Annotated in this window: 14 protein-coding genes; 2 read left to right on the top strand and 12 right to left on the bottom strand. The window is 69.3% G+C overall.

Translation table 11 applies throughout. The features are described 5' to 3' along the window. Window positions 1-135 precede the first annotated feature (135 nt). The 3 genes from serA to V2S05_RS02410 form a co-directional block, all read right to left on the bottom strand. Window positions 136-1,755, bottom strand: coding sequence for a phosphoglycerate dehydrogenase (gene serA / locus V2S05_RS02420; protein WP_413633685.1), 1,620 nt, complete (start codon window positions 1,753-1,755; stop codon window positions 136-138). Between the two features lie 141 nt (window positions 1,756-1,896). Continuing rightward, on the bottom strand, window positions 1,897-2,244 hold the full coding sequence (locus tag V2S05_RS02415; protein WP_413633684.1) for a hypothetical protein: 348 nt from the start codon (window positions 2,242-2,244) through the stop codon (window positions 1,897-1,899). Then, complete coding sequence (locus V2S05_RS02410; protein ID WP_413633682.1) at window positions 2,241-2,777, bottom strand: hypothetical protein; 537 nt, start codon at window positions 2,775-2,777, stop codon at window positions 2,241-2,243. The genes V2S05_RS02415 and V2S05_RS02410 overlap by 4 nt, the downstream gene beginning before the upstream one ends. 70 nt (window positions 2,778-2,847) lie before the next feature. Between V2S05_RS02410 and V2S05_RS02405 the strand changes: the two genes are divergently transcribed. Beyond that, on the top strand, window positions 2,848-3,777 hold the full coding sequence (locus tag V2S05_RS02405; RefSeq protein ID WP_413633680.1) for a hypothetical protein: 930 nt from the start codon (window positions 2,848-2,850) through the stop codon (window positions 3,775-3,777). A 66-nt stretch (window positions 3,778-3,843) separates the two neighbouring features. Here the strand turns inward: V2S05_RS02405 and ilvC are convergent, their stop codons facing one another. The 7 genes from ilvC to V2S05_RS02370 all read right to left on the bottom strand — a co-directional run bounded on the left by ilvC (window position 3,844) and on the right by V2S05_RS02370 (window position 12,560). Further along, entirely contained in the window at window positions 3,844-4,872 is a 1,029-nt protein-coding gene (gene ilvC, locus V2S05_RS02400) for a ketol-acid reductoisomerase (RefSeq protein WP_271637823.1), read from the bottom strand. Between the two features lie 78 nt (window positions 4,873-4,950). After that, window positions 4,951-5,460: an acetolactate synthase small subunit gene (gene ilvN, locus V2S05_RS02395; protein ID WP_271637825.1), complete on the bottom strand. Its 510-nt coding sequence runs from the start codon at window positions 5,458-5,460 to the stop codon at window positions 4,951-4,953. 3 nt (window positions 5,461-5,463) lie between these two features. Then, window positions 5,464-7,266, bottom strand: coding sequence for an acetolactate synthase large subunit (locus V2S05_RS02390; protein ID WP_413633678.1), 1,803 nt, complete (start codon window positions 7,264-7,266; stop codon window positions 5,464-5,466). A 33-nt stretch (window positions 7,267-7,299) separates the two neighbouring features. Beyond that, window positions 7,300-9,033, bottom strand: a complete 1,734-nt coding sequence (ilvD, locus tag V2S05_RS02385; protein ID WP_413633676.1) for a dihydroxy-acid dehydratase — start codon at window positions 9,031-9,033, stop codon at window positions 7,300-7,302. A gap of 9 nt (window positions 9,034-9,042) precedes the next feature. Further along, window positions 9,043-9,840 carry a trehalose-phosphatase gene (gene otsB, locus V2S05_RS02380; RefSeq protein ID WP_413633674.1) on the bottom strand — a complete coding sequence of 266 codons (798 nt, stop codon included), beginning with the start codon at window positions 9,838-9,840 and terminating at the stop codon, window positions 9,043-9,045. Next, window positions 9,837-11,264 carry an alpha,alpha-trehalose-phosphate synthase (UDP-forming) gene (locus tag V2S05_RS02375; RefSeq protein ID WP_413633673.1) on the bottom strand — a complete coding sequence of 476 codons (1,428 nt, stop codon included), beginning with the start codon at window positions 11,262-11,264 and terminating at the stop codon, window positions 9,837-9,839. Before V2S05_RS02375 ends, otsB begins: the two co-directional genes overlap by 4 nt. Before the next feature lie 72 nt (window positions 11,265-11,336). Continuing rightward, window positions 11,337-12,560 (bottom strand): MFS transporter, encoded by a 1,224-nt coding sequence (locus tag V2S05_RS02370; RefSeq protein WP_271637831.1) that lies wholly within the window; start codon window positions 12,558-12,560, stop codon window positions 11,337-11,339. A 134-nt stretch (window positions 12,561-12,694) separates the two neighbouring features. Here V2S05_RS02370 and V2S05_RS02365 point away from each other — a divergent pair, with 134 nt between their 5' ends. Beyond that, window positions 12,695-12,973, top strand: coding sequence for a hypothetical protein (locus tag V2S05_RS02365; protein WP_271637832.1), 279 nt, complete (start codon window positions 12,695-12,697; stop codon window positions 12,971-12,973). Between the two features lie 56 nt (window positions 12,974-13,029). Here the strand turns inward: V2S05_RS02365 and V2S05_RS02360 are convergent, their stop codons facing one another. Next, window positions 13,030-14,208, bottom strand: coding sequence for an acetyl-CoA C-acetyltransferase (locus V2S05_RS02360; RefSeq protein ID WP_413633672.1), 1,179 nt, complete (start codon window positions 14,206-14,208; stop codon window positions 13,030-13,032). Then, the gene (locus V2S05_RS02355) at window positions 14,205-14,858 is read right to left on the bottom strand and encodes a CoA transferase subunit B (protein WP_271637834.1); all 654 of its coding nucleotides are present in this window, start codon (window positions 14,856-14,858) and stop codon (window positions 14,205-14,207) included. Before V2S05_RS02355 ends, V2S05_RS02360 begins: the two co-directional genes overlap by 4 nt.

The following is a 14,858-nucleotide window of genomic DNA, read 5'->3' as shown; positions in this document are numbered from 1 at the left end:
CCCAGCCCGCATGGCTCCCGGCCTCAGCCGGCCCCACCCCGCCCGGCGGAGGCCGGGAGCCACATGCCGGCTGTGAGCGCCGCATCACCGGCACGTGCCTCCTCGCATCAGAAGCGAGGAGGCACGTGAGAGCTATCAGACCTCGGCGATCTCGATCTGACGGAACAGATCCGCGTCGATCGCCGCGCTGACGTCTTCGAGCAGCTCCTCGGCGACGGGCGAGTCCAGGGTCAGCACGCTGAGCGCCTGGGCACCGGCCGCCTCTCGTGCGATCTGCATCCCGGCGATGTTGATGCCGGCGTCGCCGAACTTCTGGCCGTAGACGGCGACGATTCCGGGTCGGTCTGTGTACAGCATCACGACGTGGTGCTTCTCGATGGGCAGCTCGATCGCGTGCTCGTTGATCGAGACGAGCTTCTCGATCTGCTTCGGCCCGGTGAGCGTGCCGGACACCGCCAGCTGCGACCCGTCGGAGAGAGCACCGCGCAGGGTGATGACGTTGCGGTACTCCTCGCTGATCTCATCCTGCAGCAGGCGCACGGCGATGCCTCGCTGCTCGGCGAGCAGCGGCGCGTTCACGTACGACACCGTCTCGCTGACGATGTTCGTGAACACGCCCTTGAGCGCGGCGAGGCGCAGCACGCTGACGTCGTAGTTGTTCAGCTCACCGTGCACCTCCACGTCGAGACTGGTGATCGGCGCCTGCGCGAGCGCGGAGAAGATCTGGCCGAGCTTCTCGACGAGAGGGATGCCCGGACGCACGTACGGGTCGATGACGCCACCGGCGACGTTGACGGCGTCGGGCACCAGGTCGCCGCCGAGCGCGAGGCGCACCGAGCGCGCGACGGAGACGCCGGCCTTCTCCTGCGCCTCGTCGGTGCTCGCACCGAGGTGCGGGGTGACGACGACGTTGGGCAGACCCAGCAGCGCCTGGGCGGTGCTGCCCTCGGCGGGGGGCTCGGAGGTGAACACGTCCAGTCCGGCGCCGGCGATCTCGCCGGCGACGAGCGCCTCATGCAGGTCGGCCTCGTCGATCAGACCGCCGCGCGCGACGTTGACCACGAACGCGGTCGGCTTCATGGAGGCGAACTGCTCGGCCGCGATCATGCCGGTCGTCTCGGGCGTCTTCGGCATGTGGATGGTGATGAAGTCCGACTCGGCGACGAGCTCGTCGAGCGTGACGAGCTGCACCCCGAGCTGCTGCGCGCGAGCGCTGGTGACGTAGGGGTCGTAGGCGATGACGCGCATGTCGAAGGCGTTCAGTCGCGCCGCGACGAGTGCGCCGATCCGGCCGAGGCCGATGATGCCCACGGTCTTCTCGAACAGCTCGGCTCCGGTGAACGAGCTGCGCTTCCATGCGCCGCTCGACAGGGACGCGTGTGCAGCGGGGATGCGACGGGCCAGGCTCAGGATGTGCCCGACGGTGAGCTCTGCGGCCGAGACGATGTTCGACGTCGGCGCGTTGACGACCATGACGCCCGCGGCGGTCGCGGCCTTGATGTCGACGTTGTCGAGACCGACGCCGGCCCGGGCGACGACCTTCAGCTTCGGTGCATGCGTGAGCGCCTCGGCGTCGATGCGCGTGGCGGAGCGCACGAGCACCGCGTCGGCGTCGGCGAGGGCCGCGAACAGCGCCTCACGATCGGTTCCATCGACCTCGCGAACGTCGAAGTCGGGCCCGAGCGCCTCGATCGTCGCGGGCGAGAGCACCTCCGCGAGCAGGACGACGGGCTTGGTGGCGGTGTTGTTCGGCACAGGTATCCTTCGGGGCAGGACGAGCGATGGTCAGCCGATGCGCCGCACGCCGTCGGGGCGCAATCGCGACAAACTTTACCTCAGCGCCGCCGGCGCCCCCGACCGTGTGACGGCCCGAGTCAGCGGCACGATCGCGGACGGTCAGCTCAGCAGCGACGCGCCGTTGCGCAGCGCGAAGCTCAGCGTGTCGAGCCAGAACACCGCGCTGAGGCCGAGCCCGGCCAGCATCGCGACGATGAACACGCCGAGCGGGCGGCGGCGCGTGACCAGCAGCGCAACCGCGAACACGATCATCGGCACGATCACCGGCATCACCAGCAGGGTCCAGCCGTACCCGCTGATGCCGGCCTGCGCCATCTCGATCAGATAGAAGGTGGCATTCCAGATGACGAATGCGTAAGCCAGACCCAGGATGCCAGTCGCGAACCCGCGCGCCGCGCTGACGAGCCGCGATGCCGTGGGGGCGGCGGTCGGAGTGTTCTCGCTCACAGCACTCCCCCTCCGCCGGCGACGACGAACGGCCAGGGCACGAGCAGTGCGGCGCCGACCACCAGGGCGCTGATGCGCACCCAGTCCCTGACACCGCGGGTGAGCAGGATCGTGGCGGTGAACCAGAGCGCAGGCGCGAGCACGGCGATCCACATGCTTGCGAGATACAGCGGAGCCGGGAGCATGAACATCGCCTTCGCCTGCATCCCCACTCCCCCGATCGCCCAGCCGATCGTGTAGAGCAGGTAGACGCCGCCGAGGATCCCGAGCAGCACGAGCGTCGCCGTGCCGATGCCCTGCGACTCGTCCTCGACGTCGGCCCCGCGGACGGAGTCGGCCGTCGCGGGTGCGTCGGGATGCCCGCCCGCGGGGGCGACGGCCGCTTCTGCGGATCTCTGATCAGCTGATCGGCGGTCCGCGGGACGAAGGGATGCGACATCGCGGTCCTGTTCGCGGCGCGGGTGAGGTCGGCGCGCCTCTAGCGCGTCGTCGCCCTCCCAGCTGAGAGCGTCATCCTCGGGATCGGAATTCATCCCTCCAGCGTACCCAGCGCGCTGCGACCCTCCCACTAGGCTCGGGCTCACAGCATCCGGGAGGACGAACGTGACAGACGACAGCAGGCGGGTCTCCGAGCCCCGTGACAGCAGCGCGGCCGCGGCCGAGCACAGCTGGCGGCCGACGGCCGAGGCCAAGCGGAGGTCGACGATGCTGCGCGCGATCGCCGCCGCGCTCTGGGCGATCGCCATCGCCGCCGAGGCCACCGCGATCTTCTGGCTGCTGCGGCAGCGCGAGACGACCGGCGGCGAGGGTCGGCTCATGCGCGACCCCGAGAGCGGACTGCTCGTGAAGGACGGCGCAGAGTCGGTGTTCCCGCAGTGGGCGTTCATCACGCTGCTCGTGCTGCTCGCCGTCATCGCCGCTCTGGCCATCAGCGGCTCCATCCTCTGGAAGAGAGCGAATCGGCTCGACCCGGCGCAGCGCTCCGACGCCGTGCGCTTCTTCGTGCAGAATCAGCTGGGCGCCATCATCGCGGTGGTGGCGTTCCTTCCGCTGATCATCATGGTCTTCCTGAACAAGGACATGAGCGGGCGGCAGAAGACGATCGCCGGTGCGGTCGGCATCGTCCTCGCGGTCGTCGCGACGATCATCGGGGTCGACACCGAGCCGCCTTCCGTCGAGCAGTACACCGCCGACCAGTCGACCGTCGTCCAGCTGCTCGGTGCGGATGAGGTGACCTGGGTCGACGGCGGCAGGGTGTACCACGTGTGCGATCAGGTCCCCGACATCCAGACCGGCAGCGAGATCAGGTACGGCACGACCGGTGAGGCCGTCGAGGCCGGCAAGACCCGGTTGACGCTCGAGTTCGCCTCCGAGCTGCGCACCTGCGCTCTGCCCGTGCCGTCCAACGCAGCGGAGATCGCCGATGCGCTGCGTGCGATCCGCGACGGCGCGGCGGTCACCCTGCCCGCACCGCGATGGGGGCAGGGCGATACACCCCCGATCGTCGTCGACGACGCCCCGGCGGCCGGCTGACCCGAGCCAGGAGACGAAGTGAGGGAGGCACCCGGCGAACCGGATGCCTCCCTCACACGAACGGGATCAGCGCGCCGCGCTGCCCTCGACGTAGTCCTCGTCCTGCGACTTCCATGCGAACAGCGAACGCAGCTCCTTGCCGGTCGCCTCGATGGGGTGGCCCTGCTCCTTCTCGCGGAGGGCGAGGAACTCCTCGGCGCCGTTGTCCTGGTCCTCGATGAAGCGCTTCGCGAACGCGCCCGACTGGATGTCGGCGAGCACGCCCTGCATGCGCTCCTTGACACCGGCGTCGATGACGCGCGGACCCGAGACGTAGTCACCGAACTCGGCGGTGTCGGAGATCGACCACCGCTGCTTGGCGATGCCGCCCTCCCACATCAGGTCGACGATGAGCTTGAGCTCGTGCAGCACCTCGAAGTAGGCGATCTGCGGCTGGTATCCCGCCTCGACCAGCGTCTCGAAGCCGGCCTGCACGAGGTGGCTCATGCCACCGCAGAGCACGGCCTGCTCGCCGAACAGGTCGGTCTCGGTCTCTTCGGTGAACGTGGTCTTGATGACGCCGGCGCGGGTGCCGCCGATCGCCTTCGCGTACGACAGGGCCAGCTCCCACGCCTTGCCCGAGGCGTCGCGCTCGACGGCGATGATGTCGGGGATGCCTCGGCCGGCGACGAACTCGCGGCGCACGGTGTGGCCGGGAGCCTTGGGGGCGATGAGGATGACGTCGATGCCCTCGGGAGCGTCGATGTAGCCGTAGCGGATGTTGAAGCCGTGCGCGAAGGCGAGCGCCTTGCCGGGGGTCAGCTTGTCCTTGATGGACTCGTTGTAGATGGTGCGCTGGTGCTGGTCCGGCGCGAGGATCATGATGACGTCGGCCCACTCGGCCGCGTCGGCGACGTTCTTGACAGGGAAGCCGGCCTCCTCGGCCTTCGCGATCGACTTCGAGCCCTCCTTGAGGGCGATGGTGACCTCGACACCCGAGTCGCGAAGGTTCATGGCGTGGGCGTGGCCCTGCGAGCCGTAGCCGACGATCGCGACCTTCTTGCCCTGGATGATCGAGAGGTCGGCGTCTGCGTCGTAGAAGATCTCGGTGCTCACGGTGTTGTTTCTCCTTGCTAGTGGTTGAACGGGCCCTTCGACAGGCTCAGGGACCCAGAAGTTCGTATCGTCTGCGAGTCAGCCGCGCAGGACGCGCTCGGTGATGCTCTTGCCGCCGCGGCCGATGGCGAGCAGGCCCGACTGGGCGAGCTCCTTGATACCGAAGGGCTCGAGTGCGCGCAGCAGCGCCTGCACCTTGCCCTGGTCGCCCGTGACCTCGACGACCACGGCATCCGGGGCGTAGTCGACGATCGACGCCCGGAACAGGTTGACGATCTCGAGCACGTTCGAGCGGGTGTTGTTGTCGGTGCGCACCTTGATGAGCATGTGCTCGCGCTGCACCGAGCTCGACGGCTCGAGCTCGACGACCTTGATCACGTTGATCAGCTTGTTCAGCTGCTTGGTGACCTGCTCGAGCGGCAGGGCGTCGACATCGACGACGACCGTGATGCGGGAGATGCCCGCGACCTCGGTCACGCCGACGGCGAGCGAGTGGATGTTGAACCCGCGGCGGGCGAAGAGGCCCGCGACGCGGGTCAGAATGCCCGGGGTGTCCTCGACGAGGAGGCTCAGCACGTGTGTGGACATGGCTCAGATCTCCTCATCGAATGCCGGGGCGTGATCACGCGCGTACTGGATGTAGCTGTTGCTGACGCCCTGGGGCACCATCGGCCAGACCATCGCGTCGGCACTGACGACGAAGTCGATCACGACCGGACGGTCGTCGGTCTCGAGTGCCGTCCGGATCGCGGCATCCACGTCCTCCTGCTTCTCGACTCGCAGCGCGAGGCAGCCGTACGCCTCGGCGAGTTTGACGAAGTCGGGGATGCGCACGGTGCCGTGTCCCGTGTTCAGGTCGGTGTTCGAGTGCCTGCCCTCGTAGAACAGCGTCTGCCACTGGCGCACCATGCCGAGCGACGAATTGTTGATGATGGCGACCTTGATCGGGATGTTGTTGATGACGCAGGTCGCGAGCTCCTGATTCGTCATCTGGAAGCATCCGTCGCCGTCGATGGCCCAGACCACGCGGTCGGGCTCGGCCACCTTGGCGCCCATGGCCGCCGGAACGGAGTAGCCCATGGTGCCCGCGCCACCCGAGTTCAGCCAGGAGTTCGGCCGCTCGTACTTGATGAACTGCGCCGCCCACATCTGGTGCTGCCCCACCCCGGACGCGTAGACCGCCTCGGGGCCGGTGAGCTCGCCGATGCGCTGGATGACGTACTGCGGCGACATCAGGCCGTCCTCCGGCTGGGCGTAGCCCAGGGGGAACTCGGATTTCAGCCCGTCGAGGTACGACCACCACTCCTCGGTGTCCGGCGTCCCACCCGCGATCGCGCCGCGGAAGGCCGTGTCGAGGTCGACGAGCACATCGCGCACATCGCCGACGATCGGCACATCGGCCGTACGGATCTTCGAGATCTCAGCAGGGTCGATGTCGACGTGCACGACCTTCGCGTTCGGGGCGAAGAGTGCGGCCTTGCCCGTGACACGATCGTCGAAGCGCGCGCCGAGCGAGACGATGAGGTCGGATTCCTGCAGCGCCAGCACAGCCGGGACCGTGCCGTGCATGCCGGGCATGCCGAGGTGCTGCGGGTGTGAGTCGGGGAACGCACCACGGGCCATCAGCGTGGTCACGACAGGCGCGCCGGTCGACTCGGCGAGCGTCAGCAGCTCGGCCGAGGCGTGCGCGCGGATCACGCCGCCACCGACGTACAGCACGGGCTTCTTCGACTCGGCCAGCAGGGTGGCCGCGGCCTGGATCTGCTTGCCGTGCGCCTTGGTGACGGGGCGGTACCCGGGCAGGTCGATCCGCGGGGGCCACACGAACGGTGCGATCTGCTGCTGTGCGTCCTTGGTGATGTCGACGAGCACCGGGCCGGGACGGCCGGTCGAGGCGACCTCGAACGCCGCGGCGATCGCGCCGGGGATCTCCTCCGCGGTCTTGACGAGGAACGAGTGCTTGGTCACCGGCATGGTGATGCCGACGATGTCGGCCTCCTGGAAGGCGTCAGTTCCCATCAGCGTCGAGAACACCTGACCGGTGATCGCGACCATCGGCACCGAGTCCATATAGGCGTCGGCGATCGGGGTGACGAGGTTCGTCGCACCGGGGCCGGAGGTGGCGATGCAGACGCCGACCTTCCCGGTCGCCGCGGCATAGCCTTCGGCGGCGTGACCCGCGCCCTGCTCGTGCCGGACCAGCACGTGACGCAGACCCGAGGCGTCCATGAGCGGGTCGTACACCGGCATGATGGCGCCGCCGGGGATGCCGAAGACGTCGGTGACGCCGAGCTTCTCGAGCGAGCGGACGACGGCCTCGGCCCCTGAGATCTCGGGAGCTGTGGAGGGACGTGCGGGCGGCCGCGGCACGGCGGTCGCAGATTCAGGAGTCATTTCGCATCCTTGGTGATCTGTGTCGTCAGGAGGTCAGCCGGTCACCGCGCCCTGTGCGGCGGAGCGCACGAGACGGGAGTACTTGGCGAGGACGCCACGGGTATAGCGCGGGGGAAGGGGCTCCCAGCCCTCACGGCGGGAGCTCAGCTCAGCCTCCTCGACGAGTAGCTCGAGGGAGCGAGCCGCGATATCGACCCGTATCAGATCACCATCGCGCACGAAGGCGATGGGACCTGCGTCCACGGCTTCGGGTGCTATGTGGCCGATGCACAGGCCGGTTGTGCCGCCTGAGAATCGTCCGTCCGTCAACAGTAGTACATCTTTTCCGAGGCCCGCGCCCTTGATGGCCGCGGTGATGGCGAGCATCTCGCGCATGCCGGGTCCGCCCTTGGGGCCCTCGTATCGGATGACGATCACGTCGCCGGCATTGATCTCCCCGGCCGCCAGGGCATCCATCGCCCCGCGCTCGCGCTCGAACACGCGTGCCGGACCCTCGAACACGTCCGCGTCGAAGCCCGCGGACTTCACCACGGCGCCCTCGGGAGCGAGCGAGCCGTGCAGGATGCTGATGCCGCCCGATGCGTGGATCGGGTTGTCGAAGGTGTGGATCACGTCGCCGTCGACGGGATCCGGGTTCAGGTCGCGCAGGTTCTCGGCGACGGTCTTGCCGGTGACGGTCAGCGCGTCGCCGTGGATCAGGCCCTCGTCGAGCATCGCCTTCATGATCACCGGGATGCCGCCGTGACGGTCGACGTCGTTCATCACGTACTGACCGAACGGCTTCATGTCGGCCACGTGCGGGGTGCGGCTTCCGATGCGGTTGAAGTCGTGCAGCGACAGCTCGATGCCCGCCTCGTTGGCGATCGCCAGCAGGTGCAGCACGACGTTCGTCGAGCCGCCGAGCGCCATCGCCAGCGCGATGGCGTTCTCGAACGACTCCTTGGTGAGGATGTCCTTCGTGGTGATGCCCTGACGCAGCAGGTTCACGACGGCCTCGCCCGAGCGGTGCGCGAAGTAGTCGCGGCGGCGGTCGGCCGCCGGTGGCGCAGCCGAGCCGGGAAGGCTCAGGCCGAGCGCCTCGGCGACGGATGCCATGGTGTTGGCGGTGTACATGCCCCCGCACGCGCCCTCACCCGGCGCGAACGCGCATTCGATCCGCTTGAGGTCCTCCTCAGACATCCGGCCCGCTCGGCACGCGCCCACGCCCTCGAACGAGTCGATGATCGTGATGTCCTTCTCGGTGCCGTCAGAGAGCTTGACCCAGCCGGGCGCGATCGATCCCGCGTACAGGAACACGCTCGACAGGCCGAGGCGAGCGCTGGCCATCAGCATGCCGGGGATCGACTTGTCGCAGCCGGCGAGCAGCACCGTGCCGTCCAGGCGCTCGGCCATGATCACCGTCTCGACCGAGTCGGCGATGACCTCGCGAGACACCAGTGAGAAGTGCATGCCCTCGTGGCCCATCGAGATCCCGTCCGAGACGGAGATGGTGCCGAACTGCAGGGGGTACCCGCCACCCGAGTGCACGCCCTCCTTCGCGCCCTGTGCGAGCCGGTCGAGGCTCAGGTTGCACGGCGTGATCTCGTTCCAGCTCGATGCGATGCCGACCTGCGGCTTCTCCCAGTCGGCGTCGCCCATGCCCACGGCGCGGAGCATGCCGCGGGAGGTGGTCGCCTCGATGCCGTCGGTGACGACGCGGCTGCGGGGCTTGATGTCGATGTCTGGCTGGGCGCCCGACATGCCGGGCTGAGAATCGCGGGTGGACATGACGGAAGTCTATTCCGGTCGGGCGGCCCGTTCCGACGCGATGACTTCCAGAAGTTCGGCGACCTGCTGTGGGGATCCCACACGCAGCGTGGCGGCTGTCTCCCCCGGTCCGACGCGCACGCCGAGGTCGTCACGGGTGAGCACCCGCAGTGCGTCTTCGTCGGTGACGTCGTCGCCGGCGAACAGGATGCCGGTGGCACCCGTGTGCGCGCGCAGCACCGCGATCGCCGTGTCCTTCCCCTCGTCGCGCGAGGAGTACTCGAGGATGCGATCGCCGGTGCGGCGGCGCCAGTGCCGGGCGCGGCGCGCGAACACCTCGTCGACCGCTGTGAAGGCCTCCTGCTCCACCTCGGGCAGTGCGGGGCGACCGTGGATGCCGATCCCGAACGTCTTGCTCTCCAGCTCGACCCCGGGATACGCGCTCAGAAGGGGTGCGAGCTCTTCGAGCAGGGCGTCGCGCAGCATCCTGTCCGGGTCTTCGGCGTCAGCCCCCGCCTCGCCCTCCCCGGGGTACCAGTACTGGGCGCCGTGGGATCCGGCCAGCACGATCGGCGAGTCGTCGCGGTGCTCGGCGATCTCGCGCAGGTGCACGAGGCTGCGTCCGGAGATGAAGGCCACCGTCGTGTGCGGCAGAGCGGTGAGATCGACCAGCGCCTTCTGCACCTCGGGGATCGCGCGCGCCGACATCGGGTCTGCGACGAGCTCGGACGCCGTGCCGTCGAAGTCGAGCGCGACGAGCAGCCTCTGCGTGCGGGCGATCGCCGACAAGGCCGGGTCGGATGCGCCCGGATGCCACTCGCGGGTCATCCGTGTGCTCCCTCGTGCTGGCGGTGGCGATTGCGCCCGGCCTGCTCGAGCGCGCGCAGGAACGACTGCGACCAGGCGGTGACGTCGTTCTCGAGCACTCGCTTGCGCAGCGCGCGCATCCGCTTGCCCTGCTCGGCGCGGGGCATCTCGATCGCGTCGACGATGGCATCCTTGAGGCCCTCGATGTCGTGCGGGTTCACCCGCAGGGCCTGGCGCAGCTCGTCGGCGGCGCCCGTGAACTCGCTCAGCACGAGCACGCCGCGGTTGTCGGCGCGGGTGGCCACGTACTCCTTGGCCACGAGGTTCATGCCGTCGCGCAGCGCAGTCACGAGCATGACGTCGGCGGCGAGGTACATGGCGACCATCTCCTCGCGGGGGAACCCCTGGTGCAGGTAGCGGATCGCGGTGTGTCCGAGCGTGTCGTGGTCGCCGTTGATGCGGCCGATCGCGAGCTCCACCTCGTCGCGCAGATGCATGTAGGCGTCCACTCGCTCCCGGCTCGGGCTCGCGACCTGGATGAACGCGACGTCCTCGACCGAGATGCGCCCCTGGTCGAGCAGCTCGCCGTACGCCTTGATGCGGTGCCGGATGCCCTTTGTGTAGTCGAGGCGATCGACGCCGAGCAGGATGTGCTTCGGGTTGCCCAGTCCTTCGCGGATCTCGAGTGCCCTCGCGCGGATGTCCGGGCGCTGGGCGAGCTCGCGGTAAGGCGTCGTGTCGATCGAGATCGGGAACGCCTTCACCAGCGGCATCCGCCCGTCGGGAAGGGTGATGCTCGACGCCCTCGTCTCGTGGCCGAGTCGTCGTTTGGCTGCGGCGAGGAAGTTCGCGGCGTCCTGCGCCCGCTGGAAGCCGATCACGTCGGCCCCGAGCAGCCCGCGAAGCACCTGGTCGCGCCAGGGAAGCTGTGCGTAGAGGCCGTGCGCGGGGAACGGGATGTGATGGAAGTAGCCGATGGTCACGTCGGGGCGCAGGCTGCGCACCATCTCGGGCACGAGCTGCAGCTGGTAGTCGTGCACCCAGACGGTGCCGCCCTCGGCGACGGCGTCGGCCGCCGCCTCGGCGAAGCGCAGATTGACGGCGACGTAGGCCTCCCACCACTCCCGGTGGTACTGCGGAGGCGCGATCACGTCGTGGTACAGAGGCCAGATCGTGTCGTTCGAGAAGCCCTCGTAGTAGTCCTGGATCTCCTGCTCGCTCAGGGTCACGGGAAGCAGCCGGATGCCGTCGGCGGTGAACGGCTCGATCCGCAGGTCCGCCTGACCTGCCCAGCCGACCCACGCGCCGTCGACGCTGCGCATCATGGGCTCCAGCGCTGCGACCAGCCCGCCGGGAGACGTGCGCCAGATCTCCTCGCCGTCGGGGGTGATGATCCGATCGACCGGAAGGCGGTTGGCGACGACCACGAACTCTGCGGCGACCATGTGACTCCTCTGCTCGGTGTCTCCAGGCTACCGATGACCGCAGCGAGGGTTACGGGGGTTGACGAGCCGTCGTCAGCGCTGCACGGGGCTGATCAGGCGGTTCACGATGCCGGCGATCAGCACGATCCCCGAGGCGATGAGCGGCAGCAGCAATGCGGCTTGCGTGCCGAGGCTCTCGGCGATCGCTCCGGTGCCGGCGGAGGCCGCAGCCTGGCCGACGACCACGCCCGAGCCGAGCATCGTCATCACCGTCGCCGAGCGACCGAGCGGGCTTCGCGCGGCGCCGAGACTGTACTGCGTGACGATGGTCGGCCCGACGCCGATGCCCAGCAGCGCGAGCGCGAGGATCATCGCGCCCACCGACCCGGCGGCCGCGAACAGCGCAGAGCCCGCCACGAGGATCGTCGCGAACACGATCCAGCGCGCATGCAGCGTGAATCGCGGCGGCAGCCACACGACGCCGAGCGCGAGCACGGCCGATCCGACGCCCATCACCCCGTACAGCAGACCCGCCTGCTCGGCGGCCCCGCGATCGGCCATGAACGAGGTGAGCGCGGTCAGCGCGGTGCCGAAGAACAGACCGATGCCGAAGATCCCGGTCACGACCACGAGCAGGGCGGGGCGGAACAGCTCACGCGCGCGCGACGGCGCGCGGCCGTCGGAGTCGCGCTCGAGGGAGACGTGGCGTCCGGTGGGGTGCAGCGCGAAGGCTCCGACGAACAGCAGCGTCAGGGCCGATGCGATCGCGATGGGCGCCCATGGCGCGATGAACGAGGCGAGGATGCCGACCAGGAACGGTCCGAACACGAACACGGTCTCATCGGCGGCCGACTCGTACGACATGGTCGCCGAGGTGGTGCGGGCGCGCTGCATCTCGGGCATCCGCTCGGCGATGATCGTGACGAGCCGGGAGCGCGACATCGGCGAGACCTGGGGCGCGGTCGCCCCGATGGTGAAGGCCGATGCCAGCACGAGGGCGTCGGCGGCGGGGGCATAGACGATCAGGGCGAACACGGCGAGCATCGCGGCGTTCAGCACGCCGCACAGCAGCAGCACGGGCCGCTGGCCCCACCGGTCGGCCGCCGCGCCGAGGAACGGACCGACCAGTGCCGTGCCGAGGCCGACGGCGGCGGAGGTGAGCCCGCCGAGGCTCAGCGAGCCGCGGACGGTGACGACCATGGTCAGCACGCCGACGACCATCATGGCGAAGGGCAGTCGCGCGACGAACGCGATGACGAAATACGGGATGCCGATCAGCCGCAGCAGGCTCGGCGAATTGGCGGTGATCTGTGTCATGTGGCTCTCACACGTCGAGGGACGCGGGTCGGGTGCCGCCGCTGTCCGCCGGGATGCCGGCGGCCGGTAGATACACAGCAGGATCTGCTGTCAACCCTACCCGAGCATCCGGCCCGCTCGGATAGCGTGGAGCCATGCGCTATCTCCTTCGCACCGGACTCTTCAGCGCCATCTCCACGGGGTGGACCCTGCTGCGCGGCTCGCGCGGCCAGAAGTTCACGTGGCGGGCGGTTCTCGCCTGGGTGAGCTGGGCGATCACGCTCTCACTCGCGATCGGCGCAGTCAAGGACATGCGCCGCGTCGACAAGGGGCTGCCCGTCTCGGCCGACTCGCCCTTCGCGCCCAAGCCCGACAAGAAGGAGCTTCGCGAGAAGCGCCGCGACGAGGTCAAGCGCCTTTCGAAGCAGCGCTGATCGCGCATCGCGCTCCGACCGCCGCCGGGCGTCGGCCGGAGCGCCGGCGAAGAGCCTCAGCGGGTGAGGATCAGTGCCTCCCCCTGCCCGCCTCCGCCGCACAGCGCGGCGACCGCGGTGCCAGATCCGCGGCGTGAGAGCTCGTGCGCCAGGTGGACGACGAGGCGGGCTCCGCTCGCGCCGATCGGATGTCCGATGGCAATGCCACCGCCGTGCACGTTGATCATGTCGCTCGACAGTCCCAGCTCCTGCTGCGATCGTGCGACAACCGCGCCGAAGGCCTCGTTGATCTCGACGAGGTCGAGATCGCCGGCGGTGATGCCCTGCTTCTCGAGCGCCCGCTCGATGGCGCGCGCCGGCTGCGCCTGCAGCGAGTTGTCCGGTCCTGCGGTCTGGCCGCTGGCACCGATGACGGCGAGCACCGGCCACCCCCGGGCGTCGGCGTTCTCTCGGGTGGTGACGACGACGGCGGCCGCGCCGTCGGAGATCTGCGAGGCGTTGCCCGCGGTGATCGAGCCGCCCTCGGCGAACGCGGCGCGCAGACCGGCCAGCGACTCGACTGTCGTGTCGGGACGGATGCCCTCGTCGCTGACGAGCACGATGGGCTCCCCCTTGCGCTGCGGCACGCTCACCTCGACGATCTCGGCGTCGAACACCCCCTCGTCCTGCGCCGCGGCGGCACGCTGGTGCGACAGCGCGGCTACAGTGTCCTGCATCTCCCGGGTCATCCCGAATCGCGGGTTGTGCCGCTCGGTCGACGCGCCCATGCTCTCGCGATCGTAGGCGTCGGTGAGCCCGTCGTGGGCCATGTGATCGAGGACCTCGACGCTGCCGTAGGTCCATCCCTCGCGCGAGCCCATCAGCAGGTGCGGCGCGCGGGTCATGGACTCCATGCCGCCCGCGACGACGGTGGTGGCGTCGCCGGTGCGGATCATGCGCGCCGCATCGATGATCGCCGTGAGCCCCGACAGGCAGACCTTGTTGACCGAGCTCGCCGGCACGTCCCAGCCGATGCCCGCGCCGACCGCGGCCTGGCGGGCGGCGTTCTGCCCGGAGCCTGCGGCCAGCACCTGCCCCATGATCACCGCGTCCACGGCATCCGGCGCGACCGACGCCTGCTCGAGCGCGCCGCGGATGGCCAGCGAGCCCAGCTGCGGTGCGGTGAACGAGGCCAGCTGACCCTTCAGCCGCCCCTGCGGGGTGCGGGCGGCGGCGACGATGACGATGTCGCTCATGAGTGCTCCTTCAGAGTTTCGGGGATGGTCAGTGCGGGCTCGGTGGCGGCGACGACGTCCTGCACGCTCACACCCGGCGCGGTCTCGACCAGGACGAGCCCGTCGTGTGTCACGTCGATGACGGCGAGATCGGTGATGATCCGGTCGACCACACCCCTGCCGGTCAGCGGCAGCGAGCAGTCGTTCACGATCTTCGCCGATCCGTCCTTGGCGACGTGCTCCATGAGGATGATGACGCGGCCGGCGCCGTGCACGAGGTCCATGGCACCGCCCGGGCCCTTGACCATCTTGCCGGGGATCATCCAGTTCGCCAGGTCGCCGGTCGCCGACACCTGCATGGCGCCGAGGATCGCGGCGTCGATCTTGCCGCCGCGGATCATGCCGAAGCTCGTCGCCGAGTCGAAGAACGCCGCGCCCGGCAACAGGGTCACGGTCTCCTTGCCGGCGTTGATCAGGTCGGGATCGACGTTCTCCTCGGTCGGGTACGGGCCGACCCCGAGAATGCCGTTCTCGGACTGCAGCACGACGGTCACGTCGTCCGGCACGTGGTTGGGCACCAGGGTGGGCAGACCGATGCCGAGGTTGACGTACTCGCCGTCGGTGAGCTCCTGGGCGGCTCGGGCCGCCATCTCGTCGCGGGTGAGCGCCAT

Source organism: Microbacterium sp. OR16 (assembly GCF_047306725.1).
Taxonomy (GTDB): Bacteria; Actinomycetota; Actinomycetes; order Actinomycetales; family Microbacteriaceae; genus Microbacterium.
This window is presented reverse-complemented; position numbering and strand designations above follow the sequence as displayed.

Bases quoted from the DNA above. Each gene is read 5' to 3' on its own strand.
- V2S05_RS02410 (WP_413633682.1), bottom strand. From the start codon at position 2,777: ATGAATTCCGATCCCGAGGATGACGCTCTCAGCTGGGAGGGCGACGAC.
- ilvN (WP_271637825.1), bottom strand. From the start codon at position 5,460: ATGTCCACACACGTGCTGAGCCTCCTCGTCGAGGACACCCCGGGCATT.
- V2S05_RS02390 (WP_413633678.1), bottom strand. From the start codon at position 7,266: ATGACTCCTGAATCTGCGACCGCCGTGCCGCGGCCGCCCGCACGTCCC.
- ilvD (WP_413633676.1), bottom strand. From the start codon at position 9,033: ATGTCCACCCGCGATTCTCAGCCCGGCATGTCGGGCGCCCAGCCAGAC.
- otsB (WP_413633674.1), bottom strand. From the start codon at position 9,840: ATGACCCGCGAGTGGCATCCGGGCGCATCCGACCCGGCCTTGTCGGCG.
- V2S05_RS02375 (WP_413633673.1), bottom strand. From the start codon at position 11,264: ATGGTCGCCGCAGAGTTCGTGGTCGTCGCCAACCGCCTTCCGGTCGAT.
- V2S05_RS02370 (WP_271637831.1), bottom strand. From the start codon at position 12,560: ATGACACAGATCACCGCCAATTCGCCGAGCCTGCTGCGGCTGATCGGC.
- V2S05_RS02365 (WP_271637832.1), top strand. From the start codon at position 12,695: ATGCGCTATCTCCTTCGCACCGGACTCTTCAGCGCCATCTCCACGGGG.
- V2S05_RS02360 (WP_413633672.1), bottom strand. From the start codon at position 14,208: ATGAGCGACATCGTCATCGTCGCCGCCGCCCGCACCCCGCAGGGGCGG.
- V2S05_RS02355 (WP_271637834.1), bottom strand. From the start codon at position 14,858: ATGGCGCTCACCCGCGACGAGATGGCGGCCCGAGCCGCCCAGGAGCTC.